Here is a 26,720-nt window from a genome sequence, read left to right as displayed (position 1 = left end):
TTGTGACGGCCTCAGCCCCCATACCGCCCGCACTCACTGCGGCTGCCGCCACCGACCTTGCCCCGCACGAACTCCGCATCCTCGTGGCCGTCGACAGCGAGCGCGGGTTCTCGGCAGCCGCCAAGATCCTCGGACTGACCCAGTCCGCAGTCTCGCATTCCATACGGGGGACGGAACGCAAGGTCGGAGCAGTCCTTTTCGAGCGGGGCCGGAAAGGCGCGACGCCCACTGCGGCCGGTACCGCCGCTGCCGCCCACGCCCGCCGGGTCCTGCGGCTCCTGGATATCCTGGCCGCAGAGACCCGCGGCGCCGAGCGGGGCACGGTCGCGGGCCCGCTGCGCATCGCCGCCTTTCGTAGCGCCGCCCTCTACCTGCTGCCGGCTGTCCTGGAGCGCCTCACTGCCCGCCACCCCGGCATCGAACCAGAAGTGTTCGTCGTCCGTGAGCTGGGCGCTGGCACCGCCGGCGAGGTCGCCGAGGGGCGCGCGGACCTGGGCATCGCAACGATCGGCGCCATCTCGCCCGTGCCCGCCGGGCTCATCGGCGACGTACTCTTCGATGAGCCCTACTCGCTGGTGCACCCGGCTGGCCACCCCACCCCGCGCTCCCTGCCGCTGGTGGACTGGCACGAGAACTGCGGCTCCTACACCCGCCAGTGGTGGGCCAGGCAGGACTGGATTCCGAAGGCGACCGTCCTGACCGAGGACGACGCAGCGGTGCTCTCACTGGTGAGCAGAGGTCTCGGCATGGCGATCATGCCCGCGCTCTCCCTGAACGAAGCTCCGGACGGCATCGAGATCACCGACCTCGGACCCGAGCGCCCGACCCGTTCCGTGGGCTACGTCACCACCCTGGAGCTGGCCTCCAGCATCCCCGTCCGTGCCCTGATCCGTGAACTCAGAGCGGCCCGCCAGTGAAGCCGGGTCGAGTATGAGCGGAGCAGAGAGGGCGAGTTGGTGTGACATACCTTGACACTTGGTTGAGGACGAGATCGCCGGAGCCGGCCGGAGTGCTGTGTTCAGCTGTCTCACAAGCATGAACAACCTCAGTGTCCGCGTTATCGTCTCTTCGAGCCGCCGGACGTCTTCGCCACCGCCAACGACACCGGTCCACGCCCGTGACGTACTGGCCACTGGTGTGTGGCACGTTTCGCTCGCATTCCGGTCCTACCCCTATTGTGTGCCTCTCCGCGACCTCCGGATGCCCCCAGCGCACGGCAGGGACGGCATTACGGACGGCGACGAGAGTGGCACCGCCATAGGTGCATTCACGTGCCAGCGGGGACCACGAGATGGAGTACGCGGCAGAATTCATCTTCACTGGAACATCTCCGCGGCTGCGGGGAGTACACGTTCTTCAACAACACCCCCTTGTGGACGGTTGGCTCACCCTCGCGTCCGTGGGGACGAACGCTGGCCTGAGGTGGGCGAATGACGAGATTCCGAGAACGAGGGGCGCCACCGCGTGTGGCGGCCCTCGTTCTCCTGAATGGTTCACGGACCGCCCGGGACCGGTTCCTGGGGGAGCGGTGCGGTGAGGATGTCCGAGAGCAGGTCTGCCACATCTGATGGAAGTGGCCGGTCGGCAGGTGAACGGATTTCCGGGAGCGGATACCAGCACACCTCCTCGGAGGGTGATCCTGACTCGTCCGGCCTGACCACGAAGAGAATCTCTTCCTTCCGGGCGACCTCGCCGGCAACGATCGCGGAGACCGTCCGTTTTCGCAGCCGTTGTGGTTTCGCTGCAGGCAGGGCCAGCCGTGCGAGGAGCCCCTCAGCCGCATCCTCGGCAGCCGTCTGCGGATCATGTCGCGTGCCCGGCAGGTTCCACGCCGGAGCCGACTCCGGGTGCTCCTCCGTGACATCCTCTCTGACCAGGAGCACGCGATCGCTTTCGTCGATCACGATGAGGCGGATCCAGTTTTCGATGGGTCTGCGCGGAATGATCATCCGGACCGCACGGAGGTCGACGCGCTTGCGGAGCCACGGGACCTGGTGCGAAGCGGCGTGTCCTGGCACGCGGCGACGAAGGCCGTGAAGAGTGCCTCGTCCTGGGATATCTCGGGATGCCATTGCACCCCGAGGACGAAGCGTCTCGCGGAGTCCTCGACCGCCTCGGGCAGACCGTCGTGACTGCGGCCCGACACCTGTAGCCGACCGGGGTCGTCGACGCCTTGGTGGTGATGGGAGTTGACATGGGCGGAGGGGCCGTACACGGCGGCGGCTCGGCTGCCTGCGGTGAACTCCACCTCGTGCGCGCCCAAGACACCCTCCTGAGGGAGGTGCCCGGAATGCCCGAGCACGTCGGGCAGGTGTTGGTGCAGGGTGCCGCCGTACTGGTGGACGAGCAACTGCAGGCCCCGGCAGACGCCGAGCACGGGCAGGTCACGCTCCAGGGCCGCGCGCAGAAGCAGGAGTTCACCGGCGTCCCTGTCCTGGCTGGGTTGGTCGGTGGCCGGGTGGCGGTCCTGTCCGAAATACGCCGGGTCGATGTCAGCCCCGCCGGGCAGGAGCAGGCCGTCGAGCCGGTCAAGGACATGGGCGTCGCGGTCGTCCGGTGGCAGCACGACTGCTCTGCCTCCGGCTCGGGTCACGCCATGGACGAAGGACTGCTGGATGATGGTGGCGTCGGTGTTCCAGATGTTCCAGCGAGCCTGCTCGTGGTAGGCGGCGATGCCGATCACCGGGCGAGTGCTCATGCCGCCTCCACGGAGTTCAGTCCCGGCCCAGGTACCGTGCGCAGCGAGTTGGTGGCGAGCGCCACGGCTGTCTGCCAGAGCGGTGAGGTCTCGTCGAGGCGGGCGCCGCTCCGGGGCCGGCGGCGCAACAGGGCGGTGCGGTCGGCCAACTCCTGGAACGAGCCGTTGCCTTGGACGGCGCCTACGAACACGTCGGCCAGTTCCACCAGGTCGGTTCCCGAAAGGCCTTGGTAGGTAGGCTCGTTGAGGCCGATCCGCAGGCCCTGGCCGGTGAAGCCGGGCAGGCCGTCCAGGAAATTGACCTTGATGCCGGCCCTGGCGAGGCGATCGGCGGCGGTCCTGGGCTCGATACCGTCTGCTGAGGTATCGAGCCACAGCTGGTGGCCGGCCGAATAGCCTCGGTCGGCCGCCACGACCGTCAGGCCGCGTTCGGTGAGCAGTCGGCCGAATTCCTTGGTGTTGGCGACCACGGCGTGCGCGTACTCGGTGCCGCCGAAGTCGCGAAACTCCAGCAGGGCTATGCCGAGGCTGATGGTGGCCGCGAAGTGGTGGCTGCTGATCAGGTAGTCCTGTGTGTCCCGGATGCGCTTCTCGATGGCCGGGTCCCGGGTGAGCAGCACCGCCTTCTGGGGGCCGGGGAACGTCTTGTGCGTCGAGCCGCCGAAACTGTCCGCACCCTCGTCGAGCGGGTTGGGGAAAACCCCTGCGAGGATCAGCCCGAACCAGTGACTGGCATCCACGTGCACCACAGTTCCCGGTGAGGCTGACCGCACCGTGGCGACGAGACTGCGGACGTCGAGGGGGAAGAGGCAGTGCGACTGGTCGACGTAGACCAGTGCGGGTCGCACCCGGCTCAGCAACTGGGCGGCGTGGTCCAGGTCCAGGCTGTGCGGGTCGGGGCCGCGCAGGTACTCCACCTGCAGTCCGAGTCGCTGTGCCACGCTGGGGGTGGCGTAGTGACCGCCGTTCTCAGGAGCGATGGTGGCCACCGTCGAGCCCGGTTCTCCACCGAGTGTGCCGAGAGCCAGCGTCATGGCGTTCAGTCCGCTGAGCGGTTTGGTGGAGACGTAGCGGGCTCGTCCCAGTTTCTCCAGCAGGGGCACGGTCAGCGACGTTTCCAGGCTGCGCAGCCGTTCGGCGCCCCGGAAGTGCCAGCGGGCCTCGTCGCCGGTCTCGTTGAAGAAGTAGCGGTGATATGGGTCCAGTAAGAGCGGGAGCTTCGTGAGGCCGGATGTCGCGTTCTCGGAGGGCACCATGTTCAGGGTGCGGGCGGCGTCCTCCTCGTGCTCGGTGAGAAGGCGCAGCACGTCGTCCAGCGTCAGGGCGGATGGGGGCACCTGTTTCCCTTTTCTTTCGGAGGGGCGGGGGTTCTGCCTTGCGGGACAGTCGGTCAGCCGGAGTGCAGCGAGGTGCGCAGTTGCGCCAGCTCCGCGCTGGTGGGGGCGGTGATCCGCAGACCCGACACCCGTCCGGGGTGCGTTCCGTCGAAGGCGCGGACGACGACGCCGTGCTCCAGGAAGTACCGCTGTGCATCGAGCGGGTCGTCGACCGCGACGAATCGGTAATGGATCGGCACGCCGCGCACCACGCCGTCGAACCGTTCGGCGAGGATCTCCTCCAGTTCGACGGAGTCGCGCAGCAGAGCCGCGCGGGTGTTCTCCACCCAGAGGCCGTCGGCCAGAGCGGCGGTGGCCAGGACGCTGTCGATGTGCGACAGCGTCCAGTTCAGCTTGCGTTCCCGTACCCGTGCCGCGATGTCCGCGTTGAGCGTCCACAGGGCGCCGGTGCGGGTGCCCGCTATACCGAACAGCTTGTTGGGCGATCTGAGGACGACCACGTTGGTCAGGCCGCTGCGGACCATGGACAGTTCCCGGTGTTCGGGAATGAACTCGATGTAGGCCTCGTCAACGATCAGCACGGACTGCGGATGAGCACGGGCGAGTGCTTCCAGGCGGTCGCGGTGCAGGTAGAGGCCGAGCGGGTTGTTGGGATTGGACAGGAAGACGTACGGGTGGGTCGCGAGCGCCTGTTCGAGTCGTTCCAGGCGGGTCGTGACGGTTTCCGTGACGCCGGGAGGCGGGTTCAGGTGGGTGGGGAACCAGCGGATGGTGTCCGTGTAGTCCGGGGTGATGACGGCGACCCGCTCGGTCGGCAGTAACTGGCCCAGAACGCGGATGAACTCGGTGATTCCGCGGCCGGGTATCAGGTGGTGCGGTTCGGCTCCCATGAAGGTCGCGTAAGCCTCGGTGAAGGCTTCTTCGGAACCGTAGGGATGAGCCAGGATCTGCTTGGGATCGATACCGCGCAGTGCCCTTTCGACCGCGGGCGGCGGGCCGTACCGGTTGACGCAGGTCCCCAGGTCCAGATACGGGCCGGCCGGCAGGCCGCGGAGGTCTCCGCCTTGCGAATCCAGCAAGGTCTGCATGTGCTGCTCTCCTCAAACGGTCGACGAGCGGGTGGATACGGCACGGCGGTACTGCGTCCAGACCACTGCCAGCGCGATGAGGGTGAAGACGACCATGCCTCGGATGAACACGCGGTATCCGATGACCGAGCCGCCGATGCCCATGAGCATCGAGCCGAGCGGAATGGTGGAGAACACCGTCAGGCGCCGCAGGCTGAAGACACGGACGCGGATCGCGGCGGGCGTCAGCCGCAGCCATACGGCTCCGCCGACGGCGACAAGGATGGAGAACAGCCCCCCGGTGGCCGCCATCGCGACGACGACCGTGGCAGGCCAGGGCGCGATGGTGGTGGCGAGCAGTACCGCCAGGATGAGGGCGAAGGCGATGCTGGCAAGCCTGAGGCTTGCTCGGGCGTCGGCCGGGGGCGGTATGCGGACCAGGATCAGACAGCCGACCAGCATGCCGACACCGTAGGCGGACGACGCGGTGCTGTAGAGGGTGGCCTGGGCGGTCGTGGAGATGTGGTACTCGGCGTTGAAGGCGGGCAGGACGGAGTAGAAGGGGAACACGATCAAGTTGCCGAGGGCGCCGAAGAAGACCAGGAAGACCAGCTCCGGATGGCTACGGATCAGCCGCACCGATCCGGCCGCGTCCCGCCACACGCCCCGCAGCAGCGTCAGCGGATTCCCCCCGGTGGCCCCGCTCGCCCCGGATCCACCCGTCCGCTCCGCGGCGGCCACCGCCCGGCCGAGCAGCGGTACGGCTGCCAGGGCGAGCAGCGTGCAGACCAGCGCGGCCAGGGAGACCCAACGCAGACTGCCGTAGGCGAGGAGCGCGCCGGCTGCCAACGGGGCGATGACACGGGCCACCTGAGGATGTATCTGGGTAAGGAGCGCGGTGCGGGCCGGGGGCCAAGAAGCCGGCGCCAGGTCGGCGCCGATGTTCTCGACGGCGGCCATGTAGATCTGCTGCAGGGAGTAGACGAGCACGTAGCACAGACCGGCGGCCAGGAGAGCGATGGTCCCGTTCGGGCTCAGCCCGAACAGGTACAGGAGCACCGCCAGCGGGGCCACCAGTACCAGCAGAAGGGTGATGACCGTACGACGGCGGTCCGCGGAGTCGATCACCCCGGCCAGCAACAGGACACTGAGGAGGGACACGGCACTCGCGACGGCGACGACGACGCCCAGGTGAGCGCCACCGTCCGGTGCCCTGCTGATCCACCAACTCAGCCCGAAGACAGCGAGGCCGGTACCGATGACCGTGACGACACTGGGAACCCAGACACCGACGAAGGGCCGGGCACTTGGCGGTCGGAGGTCGACAACCGGCACATCGGGCGACACGGCCGGGGCCTGTTCCTGAGGGTGGCTCACAGCGCCTTCCTTTCGGGGTGCCCGGGCACGGTTGCCGGACCGGGCCAGATCCCCAGGTCCCCGAGGGAAGCCGAGGCAAGTTGGGCGAAGCGGATCAACAGCTGCTCGCTGCCCGCCGGCCCGACTGCCTGCAGCGGTACGGGGGTTCGCGGTGCAGGTGTCACGGCGACGGGGAAGGTGATCGCCGGGAGTCCCGCGAAGCTTGCCACCGGGGAGAACCCGACCCGCTGGTCGAAGTCGGGGTCGTCCGGGCGCGGAATGGTGGACGCGGAGGCCGACGATTCCTCAGGAGCCCGGGGCAGCCGGGGATCCACTGGGAGCAGCCACAGGTCCACACCGTGCTCGGCGAAGAGCGCAGGCACCCTCTCTCTGGTGCGTCGCAGTACATCGAGGATCTCGGCGTACCGCGCGTCCCCGATCTCCGCGCCGGCTTCCAGAGCCAGCAGGGTGGACTCGTCCAGGTGGTCATCGAGCCGCTCGCGGTCGGCCTGGTAGCGGTCCCATGCGGTCCGGGCACACAGCTCGTATGTCGTGGCCCGGTGTTCCCACAGTCCGTCCAGGCGGACTGGGACGACCGAGTGTCCCGCCTTTTCCAAAGCGGCGCGCAGGCGATCGAGCCCGGAGCGGATCGCAGGGGCGAGCGCGCTGTCCAGGGCCTCGTGCACGATGCCGATCCGCAGTCCCGCGAGATCGGGCGGGCTGTCGTGAGCCGGGCCAAGTCCGCTCAGACCAGCGCGCCTCCAGAAATGGGCCAGGTCGTCGGCGCTCCGGGCCAGCCAGCCGGGTGCGTCCAGCAGCGGCGACAGCTGGAACGCTCCTTCGAGCAGCCGGGGATCGTGGGTCAGTCGCAGTCCGACGACCCCGCAGGCCGCGGCCGGGTATCGCACTGAGGCGACCGTGTCCGTGCCCAGCGCGATGTCGCATATGTGCGCGGCGACAGCCACGGCGCTGCCCGTGCTAGATCCTGAAGGGTCGACGTCCGGGAAGAGAGGGTTGGCGCATCCGTGGTTTTGGCCGATGCTCAGTTCCGGTGTCACGAGTTTGGCGACGACCGACGCGCCGCGCAGAGCACGCAGCGGAGCGGCGGAGCGGACGGGGTGGTGCCGGTAGCGGCGTAGCCCCAGCCGGGTGGCGAAACCGGCCGCGTCCACGGTGTCCTTGACGCCGATCCGCAGCTCGTGGCCCGTTGCCGGGAGCGTGCGCAGTTCGGTGGTGGCCCGGTACCGCCGATCGGCGGTGGCGGCCCACCGGTGTGCCTCGGCCCGCCAGGTGACCGGGTTGAGTTCTCCGGTGGTGAGGAGTCGTGCTCGCTCGGCCAGAGGCAGACGCAACGCTGCCGGAGGCCGATCGGGCAGCGCGCCGGAATCAGCCGGCGATCTCTCGGCTCCGGCGGACGGGTGCGCCGCCAGGACCGAAGTCTTGGCGACGGCAGTGGGGGGTGTGATGGTCACCGGCCCCGCTCCGCGCCGCCATTGACCTGGACGATCTGGCCGGTGACGTGCCCGGCTGCCGCGGACGCCAGCCAGTGGACCGTCTCTGCCACGTCCCGCGGGGTGCCGGCCCGCCCGTTGAGTGTCTGGCCGACCAGGGTGCGCTCACGCTCAGGGGACAGGGCGCCCTGGAAGAACTCCGTCTCGGCGATGTAGCCGGGCGCGACCACGTTGACGGTGATGCCCTGCCCGCCCAGCGCGGCGGCGAGATCGTACGCGTACGGGTGCAGTGCGGCCTTTGCCCCGCCGTACGAGCCGGAACCCGAGCCGCGGTAGGCGGCGATCGAGCTGAGCAGGACCACCCTTCCGCCAGGTGACACGAGCAGGTCCCGGACAGCTTCCGTGAGCAGCACGGTGGTCAGGACGTTGGCGCGGAAGTTGCCGGTCCAGTGGGCTGCCGCCTGCGCGGCTGGGCTGCCGTCGGCGGGCGGGGTGCCCAGCGCGGTGTTGCCGCCCGCGCTGTGTACGAGTACGTCGACCCGGCCGTACTGCCGGCCGAGGATGTCCCGGACCCGGTCGGCCTCGGCGGGCTCGGCCAGGTCCGCCGCCAGCGTCACCACCTTGACGGCGGCCCCGCCGTCGGCGATCTGCGCCGCCGTACGGTCGAGTACCTCGGCCCGGCGGCCCAGGATGACGACCTCGTCCCCGTCCTGGGCGAACTTTTCGGCGACGGCCCGGCCGATGCCGGTGCCGCCTCCGCTGACCACGATCAGACGTGCCATGTGATTCTCTTCTCCGTGTGTTCTCGGGTGAGTGGGTGCTGCCGGTACGTCAGTCCTGGCCGCCGACGGGCGCACTGGGTGCGACGCCCGCTTTCTCGGCGTGGACGACGAGCGGTGTCTTCTGTGTCTGGGCACTGGTGACGAGTTCGTCCACGACCCGGACGGCCAGGCGGTCCGGGGCGGAACCCACGGCGAAGCCGAGCTTGTAGACCTGGGTGACGACGCGCTGGTGGACGAGGCGTTCGATGTCCTCGCGGGGTGTGTCCGGCTGGACCAGGAGCCGTATCTCCATCCGTTCGTCCGGCTGACCGTGGCGGAAGAGCACCAGCTGTACGTCACGGACTCCGGAGACGGCGCGCGCCACCTCCGTTACGTCGGTCGGCAGGAGCAGGATGCTGGAGAATTTCAGCTGCGGATCGTCCCGTCCCCGTATCCGCAGGGCGCGGTCGGGGCGTCCGCAGGGGCAGTCGACGAACTCGCCGAGGTCGCCGATCCGGTAGCGGAGGATGGGGTTGACGCTTTCCGGATGGGTGTTGGTGACCAGCACGACCCCGTCCTCGATCTCCACGTGCTGGTAGGGCACCACGTGGAAGGTGTCGGTGGGGCAGTCGGGCTCGTTGACCCCGATCACCCAGCTCTCCGTCGAGCCGTACACGCCGTAGAGACGGCCGTCGGGCATCAGCCGGCGCGTGATCTCGGCAGCCCGCTTGCTGTAGCCCTCCCCCGTCCACAGCAGTTTGCGGAAAGCGGGCAGCGGACGGCCGGTGGAGTCGCAGAACTCCAGAATCCGCGCTATCTGGCTGGGTGTGGCGTCCAGGGCGGTCGCGCCCAGCTGGTCGACGAAGTCCAGCCAGTCCGCGAGTTCGTCGTTGTCGACCGCGCCCAGGGGGATGGTGACGGCACCCGCGTGGTGGGCGACCGCGTTGAAGAAGTTGTGCGACGACCACATCCGACCGGGTGTATTGAAGTTGACGAGGATGTCGTCGGAGGCGAGGGGCTGCCAGTGCCGGGTGATGTCCTCGACGAACATGCCGGTCGGCACCAGGCTCAGCCGGGGGGTGCCGGTGGTCCCGCCGCTGCCGTACACGTACGCGCCGTGCGGGCGGGACCGGGCCTGCCGGATGACCCCGTTCAGGGCACCGGCCAGGGTTTCCTTCGTCAGTACGGGCAGGTCCGCGAGGGTAACGGCGTCCAGGTCGAGGAACTTCTCGTAGGTGGCGCGCAGTTCCGGTATCTCCACGACTCTGGCGAGGACATCGCGCAGGGTCTCGGAGGGCAGGGCAGCGGTGGCAGGGGGCATCGGGGTCCCTCCCGGGTGAGGTCGTGGGGTGCGGCTCGGGCAGTGTCAGCGGGGTGTCGTGCCGGTGCGTCAGGTAGCCGTAGGCCGCGTTGCCGTGAGGACGGCGCGTGGTGCTTGCCACGCAGGTAGCAGCCGGAGGGCGGCTTCCTCGACGGCCTTCCGCTCGTGGGGCCCGCCGTGCGTCCGCACCTCGTACCACTCGCCACGCACCGGATCGTTGACGAGGAGACAGACGGGTGCCGCAGTGGGCACTGCGGTCCGCAGAGCGGTCTCGATGGCGCGGAGGTCGGCCCGCCGGCCATTGATGTTCACGGTCTTGCCGCCTCGTCCGACGAGCCGGTAGGTGCGGGCGTCGACCGTCTCCACCACGTCGTCCAGGACGTGTTCGGAGGGGAAGTCGCCGCCGGCCGGCCTGGCCAGTCGAGGGCTGCGCACCGCCAGCAGCGCCTGTCGGCCCGGCGCCAACGGGCCTGCCAGGGACACGTCCGGGGCGAGCGTCCAGTCGTCGTGCTCGTGCGTGCGTCGTCCGACCATTCCGGTCTCGGTCGATCCGTGTACTTCGAACAGTCCGATCTCGGGCCGGCGGTCTCTGACCCGGTGGGCCGCTGATGGCAGCGGGCCAGTGCTGTGGGTGACCGTCAAGCGTTCGTAGCGTGCCAGCTCGGCGGGGGCCCGGTCGAAGCGCCACCACGATGACGGGACCCCGACGACCAGCAGCCGTCGAGCAGAGCGAGGAAGCGGATCGGTGGTGTGCGTGTAGTAGGCCGGGCGGCCCAGCAGGGCGGGGAGCAGGGCTCCGAAAAGCATGCCGTAGAGGTGGTGCAACGGTGCGTGGACGACGAGTGCGTCCGGTTCGACATCGGCGAGCGAGCGGGCCAACTCGGCTGTCTCGGCCACGAGTTGGCCTCGCCCGCGAAGCCACACAGCAGGCGGTCCGGTCGACCCGGAGGTGGCGAAGGGGACCTCGGCCGGGAGCAACGCGAGCAGGTCCCCGGGGTCGAGGACACGCAGCCGTGACCAGTCGACCACCGCGCCCACCGGCGTCTCCTGAGCCGACAGCACCCCGTCGAGGCACTCCTGAGGTTCCAGCCGGGTCGGTTGCGGAGCGGGTCGAGCCGCTGGGCGGGCGGCCATCAAAACCCGCTCTCCAGGACTGAGGTCGCCGCCTGCTTGCGGCTGACCAGGCCGACGATCGACGTGACGCTGGCGAAGGTCACTCTGAGGTCGTCCTCGACGAGGTCGATGGAGATTCCGGTGCGCTGCTCGACCACGCCGACGGAGTCGATGACGGCGAGACTGTCGTAGTGCTCGTAAAGGACACTGAGGGGCTGGTCGTCCTGGGCCGGGTCGAGGGTGACGCGCAGGATCTCCCCGACCGCTGTCCTCACCTCTGCGCGCAATGCCTGTTCGCGGTTACTCATGGACCGTTCCTTCGGCCGCTTCGATGAGGGACGCACCAGTGACGTGGAGTCGAGGGTCGACCAGATCGAACTGGACGAAGACGCGGTCGGGCTCGATACGCGGACCCAGTTCCTGTACGACGCGCCGGGCCAGTTCCTGCCGGAACGTTTCGTCGCGGGAGTGGTCGACGGTCAGGCGTACGAACGCGAAGTCCGCTGCCAGAGGGAACGGGCCGCTGAAGAGATCACCTTCCTGTGCGTGGGTGAAGCGGGTGATGACGTGATTGATATCCACGTCCTGCGAGCGCAGCCAGAGGCTGATGCTCTTGGTGAACTGCTTGCGCAGAACGGGATCGTCCGCGGAGGTGTCGACCGCGATAGTGGGCATGAGTGTCCTTCGAAACGGGCACGGGGGCGATGTCGCTCGGGGGTCGGGAGGTTTACAGGTTGAGCGCGGGCAGGGGAGTGTCCCTGGCGAGCAACGTGCCGAGGGCCGCGGCCAGCGGGCCGCCACTGCGATTGCCAAGCGGACTCCAGGCGTAGCCGCCGCCGGTCAGCCGCACCCGGTCCAGGAAACGGCTCAGCGTGGGCCGCTCTACGGCGATGCCGAGGGTCTGCTGCGTCAGGACGATCTGGTAGGTGGAGACCAGGTCCGGGACGGAACGTGACGTCGCTCCGTAGCCCCCCAGCCGCGAGGCATATGGCGACAACAGACGGTTGGCCGCCGTGCGTGTGTCTTCCGCCGAACTGCCTGCCGGGCCATTGAGCCGGTGCAGCAGTCGCAGTCCCTGCGCGGTGGTCGAGGCGGTCACCGCGGCGCCGGGGGAGTAGCGGTAGCCGGTTTCGGCCCGGCACGAATCGAGGAAGGCGCGCAAGGAGGAGGCATCCAGTTCGTCCGTGCCACGGTCAAGACCCGCGAGGATGTCGACGGCCGACACCGTTGCCACCATGTCCGACGCCCGGCCGTGCCAGTAACCGAAGCCGCCGTCGCTGTTCTGCAACTGCCGCAGCCAGGAGACCAGCCGTTCCGCGTCGAGTGGCTTCTGATCCGCCGTGGCCAGCGCGGAAACCGCCCACAGGGTGCAACGGACCTCCGCGCCCCGGCCAGGCATGTACATCACGCCGTCCTCGTACGGCAGATGGGCCGCGTGCAGCCAGCGCGCCGGGCCGTCCGACGGTTCCTCCACCCCCGTCGCCGACTCTGCGAGCAAGAGTGCGGAGGTGGCCAGGCTGTCCCCGGCGGAAGAGACGGCGCGGTAGGTGAAGCCGCCTTGCGGCAGTTCGCACTCTTTGAGGAAGGTGACCACGGCACTGCTGTCGCGCGGGCCGTGACCGAGCGTCTGCAGGGCGCCGACCGCGCTGAACGCCGCCCACACGTCGGCATCGGGGTAGTCGTCCCAGCGAGTGAAGGAACCGCCGGGAGACTGCCGAGCGATGATCCAGTCGGCACAGTCCGCCTCCCGGCCGGGACTCGTCCCGAGTGCCGCAAGGGCGCGCACGGCTCGGAACGTCGCCCAGAGATCGTCCGCACGGGCCGACTCGTGGAAGACGAACCCACCTGCGGGCGCCTGACGGTCGTTGAGCCACCCCACCAGCGCGGGCAGATCCCACGGGGGTGGCGCGTCACCGAAGCCGGCCCGCCAGGCGGTCGCCGCGTAGTAGCACGCGCGTACGTCCGAGTCCGTCGATCCGGGATACCAACCGAGACCGCCGTCGGCCCGCTGCAGTCCGGCGAGCCAGTTCCGCAACTCGTCCCGCTGGGGGATGTCTGTGCCGAGGATCTCGGCATGGGTGCGGGCGGCGTAGTAGGTGGCCCACACATCGGCCCGCTGCCCGGGGGTCATCGCGAAGCCACCGGACGCGTCCCGGGTGGTGGAGAGCCATTGCTCCAGCTCGGGCAGGGACGGAATACCAGTACCCAGGTCGGTGAGTGCCTGCGTGCAGTAGTAGGTGGCCCAGACGTCCGACGCCAGACCCTTCTGCCAGGCGTACCCGCCGTCCGAGTTCTGCGCGGAGAGAAGGAAACGTGCCGTTCCTTCCGGGTCCGTCGGCTTTTCCCCGAGCCACGTCAGAGTGCGGACGGCGGCGTAGGTGCACCACAGGTCCGCACCGCCCTGCCGAGCCCCGCCGTCGGATGTCCGCAACGCATCGAATGGCATTCTTCTACCCCACCCACTGGAAGTTGGTGCGTTTCCAGTTCTTCTGGCTGCCGCCGGACTTGTTCAGCTGCGGAAGTTCTTCCACGGAGACGATCTGTGTCCATTCGATGCCTACTCCGGCGAATTCCTTCCGAAGCGTCTCGTGGAGTTCTTCCGGATCGCCCGAGAAATCGACGTCCCGCTCCAGGACCAGCCGGGCGGAGATGCCATCGGGGCGCTTCAGCTGCACCAGGTAACCCGTCACGCCAGCTGCCGAGTAGACGATCTCCTCGATGGCGCCCGCGGACAGCGGAACACCACTGATCGTCACGCTCTCCGTGCCCCGGCCGTGGACAGTCACCACGGGCAGGCCCAGTCCGCATCCGCAGTCTGCTCCGCTGCCCACCGTGACCAGGTCGCCGGTCGCGTACCTGAGGAGCGGCCGGGCGAAGTTGTTGAGTGTGGTCACCACCAGTTCTCCGGTGCGACCCGGCTCGGCTGCCGACAGGCGGTCGCCGTCCAGCACCTCCACCACGTGACTCTGCAACAGCAGGTGCAGCCGGTCCCGTTCACAGCCGGCGGCGATAGTCCCGGTCTCCGTACTGCCGTATGACACGTCGATGACCCGCGCATCCCAGATCTCGGCGAGGCGCGCCCGCAACGACCGGCTGCTCACTTCGCCGAGCAACATCAGCGACTCGACGCCGGCTCGGACCTGGTCGAGTTTCCCGCGCCGCTTCAACAGGCGCGTCCACTGCAGAATCACGCCGGGAGCCGCGAACACGTGCTGGGGGCTATAGCCGTCGAACAGAGACTCCAGCCGGTCCCAGTCGCAGATGCCCTGTGTGAACGGGTAGGCCCGCAGCATGGTGCACCCCAGATACTCCGCCACGCCGGACACCAGGTCACACACGGGCGCCACGTCAGACGGCAGCAGCGCGGCGACCCGGTCGCCCGGGCTCAGTACCCGGCCCCAGATCGTGGCGACCGATACGGTATTCCATATCGAGTCCTCCACCAGCCGGGGAGTGGGAGTCGGGACGCCGGTGGAACCCGAGGTCTCGTAATACTTGTGATATGGGGCGTCGGTGTGTCGCAGAAAGTTCGACGGATCGTTCTTGAGTGCGGCCTTCGGCGTCACCGGGAGGGCTTCCAGGGACTGTTCGGCGACCGCTTTCTGCGTCGAATAGTACGGACTCTGCGTTGCCCGCTCCCACAGGCTCGTCAGTTTTCTTTCCTGGCTTTCGGAGACCAACTCGGCAGTGAACGCGCCATCAGTCAGGCGTAATCGTTCCGCGTGCGCCTCGGATAAATGGAATGTTTCTTGGAGGCCGGAGTGAATCAAGGTGAAGATTCCCTTCGGGCAGGCAGGTAACCCCCGGACGGATAAATCCTTGCATGGGGCAGCGGTCCTGTGAATGGATCACATGCGGTTGCAACGTGGAGCAATAAAAGATTCATATTTGATCAACGGGCGACCCGGCAATACGGGGCGAAGCGGGCTGGCATTGCGGGTGTGTGTCGCGCTCGCTGACACGCCAGTTTCAGGCGCGACACCCTTGTACGGTCGGGCGGAGCTCCCTTCGACTCAACGGACGGTCACACGATGCCGCGCAACGAACAGACCGCTCGCGTTCTCACCCTTCCCGCTCGACTCACACCCGCCGACCTCGACTGCGCCGCGGAGCCGATCAATGTCGTCATCACGCCCGAGGCACGCGTACGCGCCGCAGAGTGCCATGCCTTTCTCGCCGAGCGCCTTGACTCCGGAGCGGTGGTCTACGGCGCCAGTACCGGGTTCGGGCCCCTCGTCGGATACGCAGGCCGGACAGAGGCAGCCGAACAATGTGACAACGTGCTCGCCCACCTCACTTGCGGCCAGGGCGATGATCTGCCGTCCTCAGTGGTGCGGGCCATGCTGCTGGTGCGCCTGGCCTCACTCTCGCGCGGCCATTCGGCGGTCACCCCTGGGGTCCTGGACTTCCTTGCCGCGGCCCTGCGCACGGACTTCGCACCCGCCGTACCTCGCCTCGGCTCCGTGGGCGCGAGCGGGGACCTGATTCCCCTGGCCCACGCAGTCCAGGCGCTGCGCGGCCGGGGCCGCGCCTACAGCGGTACGACAGGGATGCCGGCCGCCGCAGCACTGGCCCGAGTCCGGTTGCAGCCTCTTGCGCTCGACGGGCGTGACGCCCTCGCTCTCGTCAACGGCACATCCCTGACGGCGGCCGCAGCCGGGCTGGCCCTCGCTCGACTGCAACGAGCGCAGTCCAGTGCACTCCGGCTCACCGCGCTGCTCGCAGATCTGCTCGGCTGCGCGCCCGCGTTCACCTCCCCAGCCATGCTGGACGTCTACGGTCACCCCGACGCTGTGCGCGTCGGAGCCACCTTGCGAGAGTTGCTCGTCGGAACCGTGCCGACCGGGCAGCGCCCCCTACAGGAGCCGTACAGCATCCGCTGCACCCCGCAACTGCTGGGTGCTGCCGGTGCCGGCCTGCGGCACGCCGGGGAAATGATCGGCGACGACCTTGGCGGGATCAGCGACAACCCGCTCTGCTTCCCGGAGACGGGGGAGATAGCGCACGGGGGTAACTTCTTCGGTCAGCCTGTCGCCTTCGCGGCAGACCTGCTCACTTTGGTCGCCGTGCAGATGGGAAACCTGGCCGAGCGTCAACTCGACCTGCTGGTCGACCCCCAGCGCAATGGTGGCCTGCCACCCATGTTGGCGCCTGATCCAGGTCGTCAGCATGCCGTGCAGGGTGTGCAGTTGGCGGCCACCGCCATGATCGCCCAGATGCGGCGCACCGCGACCCCGGCGTCGGTTCAGAGCTTGCCGACCAACGGACACAATCAGGACATCGTCCCCTTCGGTACCCAAGCGGCGCTCAACGCCCTGGACCAGGCGGAACTGCTTCGACTCGTGCAAGGGTCACTGGCCCTTGCACTACGCCAGGCCGCCTACGTCGGAGCGCGTCGCCCCACGGCTCCGGCCTGCGCCGCGCTTCTTTCCGAACTGACCGAGGCACTCCTTCCGATCGACCCCGACCGCCCGCTGGACGTGGACGTACGCCTGGCAGCTGATCTGCTTGACCGAGTGCCATGCCAGGTCTGAGTTTCTGCTCAATGCAAAGGGACCCCAGCGTTTGAAGCGGGATTCCGACACGCTGCTGACGACTCCGGCCGGACAGTCCCTCGGCGGCCAACACCGGAGTCGTGTCCGACGACCTCGACCCGGCCGCGGGCGACTTCAGCAGATCCGGCAACTGCTTCTCCCCCAGTCCCTCGCCCAGACCGGCATCGCTCCCGGAGGCCCGGTCGCCATCGACAGCAGTCGGCTCACTTTCCCGGCCCAGGCACCGGGCGCGGCCGACGCCGTGGCTGCGGCAGGCCAGACACGCGCCGTGAACGGCATCGGACACAAGATCCCCCTGCTGACGGCTGCCAACAACGGGGACGTCCTGGCCTTCCTCCAGGTCAACTACACGGACGGCACCAACGAGCTGTTCCCCATCGAGGTCGCCGATGAGACCACCGAGTGCCCGTCGATGCACCGCTCCAGCGGACGTCACCTCAACCGGCGGACTCTCCACAAGTGGCGCCGAGCCGGACCAGCACGGCCGTGTTGGGGCGTGGCAGGGAGACGGTGAGCTGCCCGGTGGCCGTGTCCCATGTCGCTGTGGCGCCCGAGTCGGTCGGGTAGAGCACTTCGGCGTGCTGGGGAGCATCCGTGTCGTGGCGGATCCGGATGGTTTGGGTGAGAGTGTCCGCCATGGCTTCAGTACCTGAAGCAGGCTCCCGTCTCCACAGAGCGAGATAGGCCGCGGAGTCGGTGCGAAGCCCGTGCGCCAGCCAGTTGTCGTCCCATGACGGCAGACCGAGGGGCCAGAAGGGAAGGGCGCCGCCTATCTCCGGGCGGATGCGCTTGTAGACGTCGACGCCCGTGCGGACGAGAGCGGACTGCGCGTCGTCCATGCGGTCCAGGAAACCGGACAGGTGCACGCGGCCCAGCAGCGCGGTGGTCATCGTGAACGCGATCTCGTCGAGATCGAAGTGCGGCTGGGGGTAGGCCCAGACAGCGGCCTGCTCGGGCGTGACCGCGGTGGCGGCTGAGGCCGCGATGGGCGGGTACCGCCAGGGGTCCTGCTGGTCGCTGGTGGACTGCAGTTGGGCGACGGCGAGCTGCGCGTAGTCCATGCGCAGACCCCCGGACCCACAGTTCTCAAGAACCAGATCGGGATGGCGGTCCAAGAGGGAGGCGAGCCAGTCCAGGTGGGCGCGGTGGTGCCCGAGCAGGCCGGCGCCAGCGCTTTCGGTTCCGTTCTCGGTTCCGGGCCCGATGTTGATGTTGTAGTCGAGCTTGAGGTAACCGACGCCCCACTCGCCCACGATCCGGTCGACGACGCGGTCCAGGTGGGCGCGTGCCGCAGAATGACGCAGGTCGAGGTGGTGGCGGCCGTGCTCGGTCACCCGGACCCCGCCCCGGTGGAAGAACGCCTCGTCCGGCAGGGTGCGGGCCAGCGGGCTGCGTACGCCGACGACCTCGGGTTCCAGCCACAGCCCGGGCGTCATGCCATGCCGCCGGATGGCGTCCAGCACTTCCTGGATGCCGCCCGGAAAGCGCCGTCCGGCCGGTTCCCAGGCGCCCACGGCGTCCCACCAGCCCTGGGCGTCGTCGTCGTACCAGCCGGCGTCGATGACGAAGACCTCCGCCCCGGCGGCCCCGGCCGCCTCGATGAGCGGCAGGAGCTTCTCTGTGGTGGGGTCGCCCATCAGGGTGTTCATGTAGTCGTTGTAGATCACCGGCAGCGAGCGGTGGTCGAGGTGGTCACGGCGGATACGGCGGCGGTAGGCGGTGAGCTCGCCGAACGCGCCGTCCAGCCCGCTGGACCTGGCGCGCACGAGGACGGCGGGCACTGTGGTGAACTCCTGGCCTGGGGCCAGCCTCTGCCGCCACTGGTGGTGGGCGTCGTCGGGGCCGAACAGGGCGACATAGGCGGAGCCCTCGCGCTCTCCGGTCTCGTAGCGCCAGCCCGCGCTCGACTCGATCTGCCACAGCCACGCACCCTCGCCGCCGTCGCCGAGTGCGGCGACGGGCAGATGCCGACCGGTCGACCAAGAGCCCTGGGAGTACCGCTCGAAGCAGCCGCGGCCCTCGTGGCCGTGGGCGGCCCGGTTCAGCGGGACGACCTGGTCTCGGAAGGGGGCCTGCCGCCAGCGGCATTCGGCGAGCCAGTCGTTGTCCGCCCAATGCAGGGTCAGGCCGGCGAGGCCGGCTGCCCGGTCGACGATGCCGCCGAGGGTCAGGACGGACACGCTCTCCAGGTGCAGGGGGATGTCGCCCTCGTTGACCAGGCGTACCCGCGAACGTAGGAAGCCCGAGCCCGGGACGGTGCTGAGGACGAGGTCGGCGGCGAGGCCGGTCTCCGGGTCGGCCAGCCGGATCGTGGTGTGCCGCCACTCGCCGTCCTCAGCCGTGTCATGGCCGCGGAGCACCAGGCGGTTGCCGACGGCCGTGTCGATGAAGCGTTCCCCGGACCAGGTGCGTCCGTGTCCGGTCAGGACGATCTCCACGGCGGGGACGAGGGAGTCCCAGGCCTGACCGTCGCCGGTCAGTCTGACGGACCCGGCGGGGTCGGCGACGGCGCGCAGTCCGAGGACTTCATGGGTCCACAGCAGAGACTCCTGGGCGATTTCAGCAGCGGCTGTCAACGCGTTTCCCTTCTGGGACAGATGAACGGTTCGGTGGTCACACGCGGGTACTTTCGGGCGGTTTTCGCAGGTGGCGTGAGGTTTCTGAGGTTCTCCAGGGCTGCGGAGGGGAGCGCCGCGTTTGTTCCTGTGGGGTAACGCCGTGGTTGCAGCCTCTTGACGCCCGTGTTGTGACCGCTCACAATCCTCGCATGTCTGTGACCGGTCACACAAGCTCCGGAGTCCATGCCGCCCCTCAGGGGAAACAGCGGAAGCCCGCCAGCATCCGCGACGTCGCCCAGGCGGCCGGCGTCTCGTACCAGACCGTTTCGAGGGTCATCAATGACCATCCGAACGTGAAGGAGGAGACCCGACGCCGGGTCGAGGTCGCCATCGAGGAACTCGGCTTCCAGCGCAACGCCACCGCGTTCGCCCTGGCCAGTGGCGTCACCAAGTCGGTTACGGTACTGACGTCCAACACCGTCCTCTACGGTTACGCAGCCACCCTGCAGGGCCTGGAGGAAGCCGCCCGCGCCGCCGGATATTCGGTCGGTGTACGGGTCCTGACCCCCGAGGACGACCTGGCCCGGACCATCGCCACGGCGACCGCGGCCGGCGGCGGGATCATGGTTATCGGCTTCGACCGGCTCGGAGCAGCAGCCCTGGACCGTATTCCGTCCAACGTGCCCTGTGCCGCGGCGGTCGAAGCCCCGCCACCGGGTCGGACACCTCCCCGTCCGGCGGTGTGGGTGGACGACCGGGAGGCGGCCCGCGCCGCCACCGAGTATCTGCTACACCTCGGCCACCCCACTGTCCATTATGTGGCGATTCCGGCGTCCATGGGCTCCCGGCGTTCAGCGGCACCCCGTGCCGAGGGCTGGCGCCAGGCCCTGGTGGCGGCGGGTGCCACCCCGCCACCGCCCACCGGCAAGGGCTGGGACGCTCAGGCCGGTTATGACGCGGGCCGCAAGCTCGCCCGCGATCCGGGCGTCACCGCGATCCTGTGCGGCAACGACGACCTGGCGCTCGGTGTCCTGCGCGCTCTGCATCACGCCGGCCGATCTGTCCCCGGCGACGTCAGTGTCATCGGCTTCGACGACGCCCCGCACTCCGGGTTCGTGACGCCCGCCCTCACCACGGTCCGCCTGGACTTCCAGGGGCTGGGCCGCTCAGCCTTCGGACTCCTGCGCGCCCAGCTGGAGTCCGACTACCAGCCACCCGAACCGACGCTCGCCGTCCCCGACCTGATCCGGCGCGAGAGCGCCGGGAGCCGCAACGCATGACCTGGGCGCCTTCGCGCCCCGCTTCGCCTCAGCTGTCACTCACGTTTATTGCACCACCAACCCTCGCGCGTCTAAGGAAAGCCCCATGAAAAGAGCCGTTTCCTCCCTCGCCGTCGTGTGTGCCCTCGGACTGGCCGCCACCGCCTGCAGTGACTCCTCCGGCGGCACCAGCTCCGGTGCCGCCCCGACAGGGTCCGTGAACGCGACCGCGAGCCTGAAGGGCGTTCACCTGACCATGTGGGTGGCGCAGAACAGTGTCGGCGAACCCAAGCAGGCCATCAGCGCGTTCGAGAAGGCGACCGGCGCTGTCGTCACCACCCAGGTGATACCGGACCCTTACGAGTCGAACGTGCCCACCAAGTTGGCCTCCGGTGACAAGCCCGACCTGATGTTCTGGCAGCCCACGGGATCCACCCTGCCGTTCATCCAGCCGCAGAAGAACCTGCTGCAGCTGGACAACGAGGACTGGGTGTCCAAGCTCGGCACCACCGAGCAGAGCCTCGGCCAGGTCGACGGCCACCGCTACGCCGCGATCGTCACCAGTCCGGCCTCCCTCGGCGTTTACTACAACAAGGCCGTTTTCGCCAAGGCTGGCATCACCAAGATGCCCACGAGCTACGACGACCTCCTCGCCACCGCCGCGACGATCAAGTCCAAGACGGGTGTCGCGCCGTTCTTCGAGGTGGGCGGCGACAAGTGGCCCCTGCAGTGGCAGGTGCAGCTGCAGATGACCGACCTGCCGCAGAGCTTCTGGGACAAGCTCAACAAGAATCAGGCCAAATGGACCGACCCGGCGATCGTGAACGCGATCAAGAAGTACAAGACGAAGGTCCTGGACGGCGGGCTGGCGCAGAAGAACTACAAGACTGCCACCTTCGTGGACCAGGGCAAGGCGATCCTGGACGGCAGCGCCGCGATGGCGGTGAATGTCACCTCGCTGCAGAGCGAGATCCAGGCCACGTCCAGCACCGCCGAGATGGACAAGAAGCTGGGCTGGTTCCCGGTCTCCAACAGCTCCGGCAAGGCCTTGTACTCGCCCGACCAGACCAACGGCGTCGTCGCCTTCAACACCGGTGACACCACCCGGCAGAACGCCGCCCGGCAGTTCCTGTCCTTCTGGCTCGGCAAGGACTACCCGGCCTACATCAAGGCGAACAGCGTCGTCTCGGTGGAGCCGTCCGTGCCCAACCCCGCCGGCCTGCCCCAGACCGCGACCGCCCAGGCCGACTCGCTCTCCACCGCGACCGGCGTGTTCCAGGTCAAGGCCCTTACCGCGCCCGACATGCACCTCGCCCTGGCCGACATGATCTACGGCAAGAAGACGCCGGAGCAGGTCGCCCAAGCCGCCGAGGACCAGTTCACCCAGGTCCTCAAGGCGCGCGCCGTCCCTGGTTTCTGACCGGTACGTCCCTTCGCACGACCCGCCTCGGGCACCTCCGCACTGCCCGGGGCCACCCACCGGAGGTGAGAAGTGGCGGATACAGTCACCATCGGCGTCACCGACGTCAGTCCCAGCAAGAAGGCGGACGGCCCGGCCGGGCGCATTCCGCGCCGTCGGCCGCGCAGAAAGCCCAACCAGCCGTGGTGGTTCGCTCTGCCCGCGCTCGCCGTGTTCGGCGCCTTCTTCCTGCTGCCGAACCTGCTGAACTTCGTCTACCCGTTCACGAACTGGTCGGCGTTCCACTCGGACATCCAGTTCGCCGGACTGTCCAACTTCCGCAGCGTCCTGCAGGACGGCTCGATGCTCCGGGACATCCGTATCACCGTGGAGTACGCGGTGCTGGTCGCCCTCTTCCAGAACGGCTTCGGGCTCGCCCTGGCCTTGCTGATGGAGCGCGACACCCGGTTCAACCGCTTCTTCCGGGCGGTGTTCTTCCTGCCAGTGCTGATTTCGGCCCTCGCGGTCGGCTACATCTTTCGCGCGCTGCTGGCCCAGGACGGTGCCCTCAATAGCGTGTTGTCATCGCTTGTCGGCCACCACGTCGACACCCCCTGGCTGGGCTCCACGACCTGGACGCTGGTCGTGGTGACCCTCATCCACGGCTGGAAGTGGATGGGCCTGGCCATGCTCATCTACCTGGCGGGCCTGAAGAGCATGCCGGGCGACGTACTGGAGGCGGCTCGCATCGACGGCGCCGGTTCCTGGCGCACCTTCTGGTCCATCAGGTTCCCGCTGCTGGCGCCTGCGGTGACCTTCAACGTCACTACCGCCCTGATCGGCTCCATGAACACCTTCGACATCGTCCAGGCCACCACCGCCGGCGGTCCGGGCAGTGAGACGGAGGTCTTCAACATCTACATGTTCCGCGTCTTTGGTCAGGGGCTCTACGCCCAGGCGTCCGCGATGAGCCTGGTCCTTTTCCTCATCGTCGTCGTCCTCGCCGTGCCCGTCATCGTCGGTCTGCGCCGAAGGGAGAACAACCAGTGACCACCGCACCCGTGTTCGTCCCCACGAGCCGGCATCTCCCGCGCTGGGTGCAGCCGCTGGCCGTGGTGCTCGTCGCCGCCGTCACCATCGGCATCCCGCTCTGGCTCGTCGTGGTCACCTCGATGAAGCCGCAGGCCGAGGCGATCAAGCCCAACCTCTCCCTGCCGCACCATGTCCAGGTCGCGGACAACTACCAGCAGACCTTCGACCAGGGCAAGATCGTCCAGGGTTTCGTCAACAGCCTGCTGGTCGTGGTCCCCTCGGTCGTCCTCGTGCTGCTGCTGGGTGCCGGCGCGGCCTGGGTCTTCGCCCGCCGCACCGGACGCCTCGTGGGCACCCTCTACGCTTTGAGCATCAGCGGACTGCTGCTGCCCCCGGCCGTGATCACCATCGTCATGGAGCTGCGGCAGATGGGCCTGGCCGGTACCCAGCTCGGCATGATCGCCGTCTACACCGGTATGTACCTGTCCACGTCGATCTTCTTCATGACCGGCTTCATCCGGAACCTCCCCGAGGAACTGGAGGAGGCCGCGCGCATGGACGGCGCGAGCCCGGCGCGGGTCTTTTTCCGGATCATCCTGCCGCTGCTGCGGCCCGTCATCGCCACCGCGACGATCATGGTGATGCTGTTCGCCTGGAGCGACATCTTCTACGCCTTCTTCGTGCTCGGCGGCGGGGCGAAGGCTACCCTGCCGCTCAACCTCTACCAGGTCGCCAACGCCCAGCTCTACCTCAACAACTGGCACCTGATCTTCGCCTACGTCGTGATGATGAGCCTGCCGATGGTGGCGGTCTTCGTCGTCGCCCAGCGCCGGGTCGTCGCCGGCATCACCAGCGGGGCCGTCAAGTAGCCCCGCGTCCATGATCCCCGGGGTGTGACTCCCCGCACGCCCCGGTTCCTACCCCCGGTTCCACCCACGATCCTCCCGCAGTGACGCGGGAGGCGGAGGACACGTATGCCTCGAACCGAACGCAGATCCGGACATGTCCGACGTCTGGCGGGTGCGGTGACCTTCACCGTCGTCCTGGCCAGCGCGGCTCTGACCGGTCCGGCCGCCAACGCGGCCAACCCCCAGCTGACCGTCGACCTCGGCCAGACCACCGGTGCGGTCATGCACGGCGCCAACGGCGCCCTGTACGGCCTCAGCGACGACGGCGTTCCCGGCGACAGCATCACCACCCCCCTGCACATGACGTCGATCGCCACCAAGGCACCCGACGGCGCGCAGCACCCCAACGGCGACGCGCTCGTCGTCCAGCCCCAGTTCGCCCGGGGCGGCGGCAGCGACAACCTCATCTACATGCAGGACATCTACGCCAACTGGCCCTACGAGAACCTGGGTCTGAGCGACTACCTGTCCAAGGTCGACACGATGGTCCGCAAGGTCGCCGGGCGGTCGGACGCGAACTCGTTCGTGTGGGTGCCGTTCAACGAGCCGAACGGCGGCAACTGGTACAGCGGGCTGGGCAGTTCGAACACCACCACCTACACCAACACGCGCAACCAGTTCGAGAGCGACTGGACCACCGTCTACAACAAGATCCGGTCGATCATCCCGAACGCCAGGATCGCCGGCCCCAACGAGACCAACTGGGACGCCCGCTTCATGGGCGACTTCTATCCCTGGGCCAAGGCCAACAACGTTCTGCCGGACGTCACCACCTGGCACGAACTGGACCCCAGTTCGCTGTCCGACTTCGAGTCGCACATCAACGCCTACCGGACCATCGAGACCAACGCCGGCATCAGCCACCTGCCGGTCAACATCGACGAGTACGGCGACCGCCGCGACCTATCCGTCCCGGGTCAGATGATCCAGTGGATGTCCATGTTCGAGCGCAACAAGGTCTATGCCGACCAGGCCTACTGGGACATCGCAGGCAACCTCGATGGCAACGTCGGCCAGACCAACATCCCCAACGGCGACTGGTGGCTGCTGCGCTGGTACGCGGGCCTGACCGGACAGACCGTCAAGGTGACCCCGCCGCAGTCCAACGTCATCGACACGTTGCAGGGCATCGGCTCTCTCGACACCGGCCGCAAGCAGGCCCAGGTGCTCCTCGGCGGCGGCACCTCCGGCTCGATCGACACCGTCGTCCAGCACATCCCGGCTTCCTTCGGCAGCAGCGTCGACGTCTCCGTCGAGCGCACTGCCTGGAGCGGCTACGAGGGCGCGGGCGCCACGCCGACCGTGTTGTCCCGCGGCACCATGACCGTTGCCGCCAACGGCAGCATCACCGTCCCGCTGACGGGCCTCGACCCGATGGCGGCCTACCGCATCCTCGTCAACCCTGCCGGCAGCGGCACGCCCACCGCGGCCAACCCGCCCTGGCAGGCGTCGTACGAGGCCGAGAACGCGACGATCACCAGCGGCACGGTCTACACCCAGGGCACGGTGTCCAACGCCAACGGCTACGCCACCTCGGGCACCAAGGACGTCGGCAGCCTGAACCAGTCGAACAGCCAGGTCGCCTTCAACGTCAACGTCCCGTCCACCGGCACGTACAACCTGAACATCTACTACGGCAACCAGTCCAGTCAGACCGCCACCCCCGCCACCCAGACCCTCACGGTCGACGGCGGCTCCGCCAGGACGATCACCTACCAGCCCACCCTGAACTGGACCTACCGCTCCACCGTGAGCACGCCGGTGTCCCTGACGGCCGGTGCGCACACCCTGACCCTGGCCAAGGGCACCACGGGTGAGGTCACCCTCGACAAGATCGACCTCACCGCGACCCCTGGCCAGGACGCCGTCTACCCCGCGACCTACGCCGACATCACCGGCGCGCCGTCGTACAACTACTCCGCCGCCGGCATCAGCGGCGCCGGCGCACTGGTGCTGGGCTCCGCCGACAAGGCCGCCTTCGACGTCTACGCGCCGGCCGACGGCTACTACACCGTCCACGCCGACTACGCGTCCACCGGCAGCAGCACCCTCAGTCTGGATGGTGCCACCGCGTCCACTCTCGCCTCCACGAGCGGCAGCCTCACCGACAGGACCCAGCGGCTGTACCTGTCGGCGGGCAACAACCGCATCACCGCGTCCGGGCCCTCCACCGGCAGCCTCACCCTGCGTGACCTGCGGGTCACCGGCGTCGTGGACACCGCAGGCGTCACCGTCTACGAGGCCGAGAACGCCACCCGCGCCGGAACCGCCGCAGTCTCCAGCAACTCCTGGGCCTCCGGGGGAAGTTACGTCGGCTACATCGGCAACGGCTCCGGCAACACCCTCACCTTCCAGGTGAACGCCGCCTCGGCCGGGCGTTACGTGTTGAACGTTCGCTACGCCAACGACCAGGTCTCCGGATCGGGCAACTACAACACCAACGTCGTTTCCAGGGCGACCGACATCTCCGTCAACGGCACAGCCACGACGGTCATGTTCCGCAACAACTACAGCTGGTCGAGTTGGTGGGACCTGCCGGTCCCGGGCACGCTCAAGGCCGGCACCAACACCATCACCCTCAGCAACTCCTCGGCCTACGCGCCCAACGTGGACCGGCTGACCGTCGCGCCCCTCAAGGGCTGACGCCGGCCCCGGCCGGGGCTCACGGGCCCCGGCCGGGATCCCCCTGCTGTCACAGATCTCTTCCCTTTCCATTGTTCACGACTTCGAACAGTGATCGAAATCCCGAATAGAAGGGCGGTCCGGCGGTGAACGCCGAACACCAGGAAGACACCCGCTATGACACCTACGTCATCGGAGTCGACTACGGGACGCTGTCGGGGCGAGCCGTGGTGGTCCGGGTCTCGGACGGCGCCGAACTGGCCGTCGCCGAGCACCCGTACAC

Annotated in this window: 21 protein-coding genes; 7 read left to right on the top strand and 14 right to left on the bottom strand. The window is 68.4% G+C overall.

Features of this window, described 5'->3' with window-relative positions; all coding sequences use genetic code 11:
• Positions 1-2 precede the first annotated feature (2 nt).
• Complete coding sequence (locus ACIQPR_RS48285; protein ID WP_403663954.1) at positions 3-917, top strand: LysR family transcriptional regulator; 915 nt, start codon at positions 3-5, stop codon at positions 915-917.
• 576 nt (positions 918-1,493) lie between these two features.
• On the opposite strand, the gene ACIQPR_RS48280 is transcribed toward ACIQPR_RS48285, so the two are convergent.
• The 13 genes from ACIQPR_RS48280 to ACIQPR_RS48220 form a co-directional block, all read right to left on the bottom strand.
• Positions 1,494-1,949 (bottom strand): hypothetical protein, encoded by a 456-nt coding sequence (locus tag ACIQPR_RS48280; protein ID WP_403663951.1) that lies wholly within the window; start codon positions 1,947-1,949, stop codon positions 1,494-1,496.
• On the bottom strand, positions 1,946-2,698 hold the full coding sequence (locus ACIQPR_RS48275; RefSeq protein WP_403663949.1) for a gamma-glutamyl-gamma-aminobutyrate hydrolase family protein: 753 nt from the start codon (positions 2,696-2,698) through the stop codon (positions 1,946-1,948). The genes ACIQPR_RS48280 and ACIQPR_RS48275 overlap by 4 nt, the downstream gene beginning before the upstream one ends.
• Positions 2,695-4,035, bottom strand: coding sequence for a hypothetical protein (locus ACIQPR_RS48270; RefSeq protein WP_403663946.1), 1,341 nt, complete (start codon positions 4,033-4,035; stop codon positions 2,695-2,697). Before ACIQPR_RS48270 ends, ACIQPR_RS48275 begins: the two co-directional genes overlap by 4 nt.
• A gap of 53 nt (positions 4,036-4,088) precedes the next feature.
• Positions 4,089-5,123: an aminotransferase class I/II-fold pyridoxal phosphate-dependent enzyme gene (locus ACIQPR_RS48265; RefSeq protein ID WP_403663943.1), complete on the bottom strand. Its 1,035-nt coding sequence runs from the start codon at positions 5,121-5,123 to the stop codon at positions 4,089-4,091.
• Between the two features lie 12 nt (positions 5,124-5,135).
• On the bottom strand, positions 5,136-6,479 hold the full coding sequence (locus ACIQPR_RS48260) for a hypothetical protein (RefSeq protein ID WP_403663940.1): 1,344 nt from the start codon (positions 6,477-6,479) through the stop codon (positions 5,136-5,138).
• Positions 6,476-7,930, bottom strand: a complete 1,455-nt coding sequence (locus tag ACIQPR_RS48255; protein ID WP_403663937.1) for an amidase family protein — start codon at positions 7,928-7,930, stop codon at positions 6,476-6,478. The genes ACIQPR_RS48260 and ACIQPR_RS48255 overlap by 4 nt, the downstream gene beginning before the upstream one ends.
• Positions 7,927-8,691: an SDR family NAD(P)-dependent oxidoreductase gene (locus ACIQPR_RS48250; RefSeq protein ID WP_403663934.1), complete on the bottom strand. Its 765-nt coding sequence runs from the start codon at positions 8,689-8,691 to the stop codon at positions 7,927-7,929. The genes ACIQPR_RS48255 and ACIQPR_RS48250 overlap by 4 nt, the downstream gene beginning before the upstream one ends.
• Before the next feature lie 49 nt (positions 8,692-8,740).
• Complete coding sequence (locus ACIQPR_RS48245; RefSeq protein WP_403663931.1) at positions 8,741-9,991, bottom strand: phenylacetate--CoA ligase family protein; 1,251 nt, start codon at positions 9,989-9,991, stop codon at positions 8,741-8,743.
• A gap of 69 nt (positions 9,992-10,060) precedes the next feature.
• The gene (locus ACIQPR_RS48240) at positions 10,061-11,125 is read right to left on the bottom strand and encodes an AMP-binding protein (protein ID WP_403663928.1); all 1,065 of its coding nucleotides are present in this window, start codon (positions 11,123-11,125) and stop codon (positions 10,061-10,063) included.
• Positions 11,125-11,412, bottom strand: coding sequence for a hypothetical protein (locus ACIQPR_RS48235; protein WP_403663925.1), 288 nt, complete (start codon positions 11,410-11,412; stop codon positions 11,125-11,127). Before ACIQPR_RS48235 ends, ACIQPR_RS48240 begins: the two co-directional genes overlap by 1 nt.
• A complete protein-coding gene (locus ACIQPR_RS48230; RefSeq protein ID WP_403663922.1) occupies positions 11,405-11,779 on the bottom strand; it encodes a hypothetical protein in 375 nt (124 codons plus the stop codon). The genes ACIQPR_RS48235 and ACIQPR_RS48230 overlap by 8 nt, the downstream gene beginning before the upstream one ends.
• A 52-nt stretch (positions 11,780-11,831) precedes the next feature.
• Positions 11,832-13,550, bottom strand: coding sequence for a prenyltransferase/squalene oxidase repeat-containing protein (locus tag ACIQPR_RS48225; protein ID WP_403663919.1), 1,719 nt, complete (start codon positions 13,548-13,550; stop codon positions 11,832-11,834).
• A gap of 4 nt (positions 13,551-13,554) precedes the next feature.
• Positions 13,555-14,874, bottom strand: coding sequence for a phenylacetate--CoA ligase family protein (locus ACIQPR_RS48220; RefSeq protein ID WP_403663916.1), 1,320 nt, complete (start codon positions 14,872-14,874; stop codon positions 13,555-13,557).
• A gap of 261 nt (positions 14,875-15,135) precedes the next feature.
• On the opposite strand from ACIQPR_RS48220, the gene ACIQPR_RS48215 reads away from it, so the two are divergent.
• Positions 15,136-16,638 (top strand): aromatic amino acid ammonia-lyase, encoded by a 1,503-nt coding sequence (locus ACIQPR_RS48215; protein ID WP_403663913.1) that lies wholly within the window; start codon positions 15,136-15,138, stop codon positions 16,636-16,638.
• 458 nt (positions 16,639-17,096) lie between these two features.
• On the opposite strand, the gene ACIQPR_RS48210 is transcribed toward ACIQPR_RS48215, so the two are convergent.
• Positions 17,097-19,235 (bottom strand): alpha-galactosidase, encoded by a 2,139-nt coding sequence (locus ACIQPR_RS48210; protein ID WP_403663910.1) that lies wholly within the window; start codon positions 19,233-19,235, stop codon positions 17,097-17,099.
• A gap of 191 nt (positions 19,236-19,426) precedes the next feature.
• On the opposite strand from ACIQPR_RS48210, the gene ACIQPR_RS48205 reads away from it, so the two are divergent.
• The 5 genes from ACIQPR_RS48205 to ACIQPR_RS48185 all read left to right on the top strand — a co-directional run bounded on the left by ACIQPR_RS48205 (position 19,427) and on the right by ACIQPR_RS48185 (position 26,458).
• Positions 19,427-20,497: a LacI family DNA-binding transcriptional regulator gene (locus ACIQPR_RS48205; RefSeq protein WP_403663907.1), complete on the top strand. Its 1,071-nt coding sequence runs from the start codon at positions 19,427-19,429 to the stop codon at positions 20,495-20,497.
• Positions 20,498-20,582: 85 nt separating this feature from the next.
• Entirely contained in the window at positions 20,583-21,896 is a 1,314-nt protein-coding gene (locus tag ACIQPR_RS48200; protein ID WP_403663904.1) for an ABC transporter substrate-binding protein, read from the top strand.
• Between the two features lie 144 nt (positions 21,897-22,040).
• On the top strand, positions 22,041-22,925 hold the full coding sequence (locus ACIQPR_RS48195; RefSeq protein ID WP_403663957.1) for a carbohydrate ABC transporter permease: 885 nt from the start codon (positions 22,041-22,043) through the stop codon (positions 22,923-22,925).
• Complete coding sequence (locus ACIQPR_RS48190) at positions 22,922-23,776, top strand: carbohydrate ABC transporter permease (protein WP_403663901.1); 855 nt, start codon at positions 22,922-22,924, stop codon at positions 23,774-23,776. The genes ACIQPR_RS48195 and ACIQPR_RS48190 overlap by 4 nt, the downstream gene beginning before the upstream one ends.
• A 105-nt stretch (positions 23,777-23,881) precedes the next feature.
• Positions 23,882-26,458, top strand: a complete 2,577-nt coding sequence (locus ACIQPR_RS48185) for a CBM35 domain-containing protein (RefSeq protein ID WP_403663898.1) — start codon at positions 23,882-23,884, stop codon at positions 26,456-26,458.
• The last annotated feature ends 262 nt before the right edge of the window (positions 26,459-26,720 follow it).

The sequence above is a fragment of the Streptomyces sp. NPDC091280 genome (genome assembly GCF_044768565.1).
Lineage (GTDB): Bacteria > Actinomycetota > Actinomycetes > Streptomycetales > Streptomycetaceae > Streptomyces.
The sequence above is the reverse complement of the archived record's forward strand: the minus strand, read 5'-3'. Positions and strand labels throughout refer to the sequence as shown.

Excerpts from the sequence above, each read along its gene's own strand:
- ACIQPR_RS48280 (WP_403663951.1), bottom strand. The coding sequence starts at position 1,949 with ATGATCATTCCGCGCAGACCCATCGAAAACTGGATCCGCCTCATCGTG.
- ACIQPR_RS48275 (WP_403663949.1), bottom strand. The coding sequence starts at position 2,698 with ATGAGCACTCGCCCGGTGATCGGCATCGCCGCCTACCACGAGCAGGCT.
- ACIQPR_RS48265 (WP_403663943.1), bottom strand. The coding sequence starts at position 5,123 with ATGCAGACCTTGCTGGATTCGCAAGGCGGAGACCTCCGCGGCCTGCCG.
- ACIQPR_RS48250 (WP_403663934.1), bottom strand. The coding sequence starts at position 8,691 with ATGGCACGTCTGATCGTGGTCAGCGGAGGCGGCACCGGCATCGGCCGG.
- ACIQPR_RS48245 (WP_403663931.1), bottom strand. The coding sequence starts at position 9,991 with ATGCCCCCTGCCACCGCTGCCCTGCCCTCCGAGACCCTGCGCGATGTC.
- ACIQPR_RS48240 (WP_403663928.1), bottom strand. The coding sequence starts at position 11,125 with ATGGCCGCCCGCCCAGCGGCTCGACCCGCTCCGCAACCGACCCGGCTG.
- ACIQPR_RS48235 (WP_403663925.1), bottom strand. The coding sequence starts at position 11,412 with ATGAGTAACCGCGAACAGGCATTGCGCGCAGAGGTGAGGACAGCGGTC.
- ACIQPR_RS48230 (WP_403663922.1), bottom strand. The coding sequence starts at position 11,779 with ATGCCCACTATCGCGGTCGACACCTCCGCGGACGATCCCGTTCTGCGC.
- ACIQPR_RS48225 (WP_403663919.1), bottom strand. The coding sequence starts at position 13,550 with ATGCCATTCGATGCGTTGCGGACATCCGACGGCGGGGCTCGGCAGGGC.
- ACIQPR_RS48215 (WP_403663913.1), top strand. The coding sequence starts at position 15,136 with ATGCCGCGCAACGAACAGACCGCTCGCGTTCTCACCCTTCCCGCTCGA.
- ACIQPR_RS48205 (WP_403663907.1), top strand. The coding sequence starts at position 19,427 with ATGTCTGTGACCGGTCACACAAGCTCCGGAGTCCATGCCGCCCCTCAG.
- ACIQPR_RS48200 (WP_403663904.1), top strand. The coding sequence starts at position 20,583 with ATGAAAAGAGCCGTTTCCTCCCTCGCCGTCGTGTGTGCCCTCGGACTG.
- ACIQPR_RS48185 (WP_403663898.1), top strand. The coding sequence starts at position 23,882 with ATGCCTCGAACCGAACGCAGATCCGGACATGTCCGACGTCTGGCGGGT.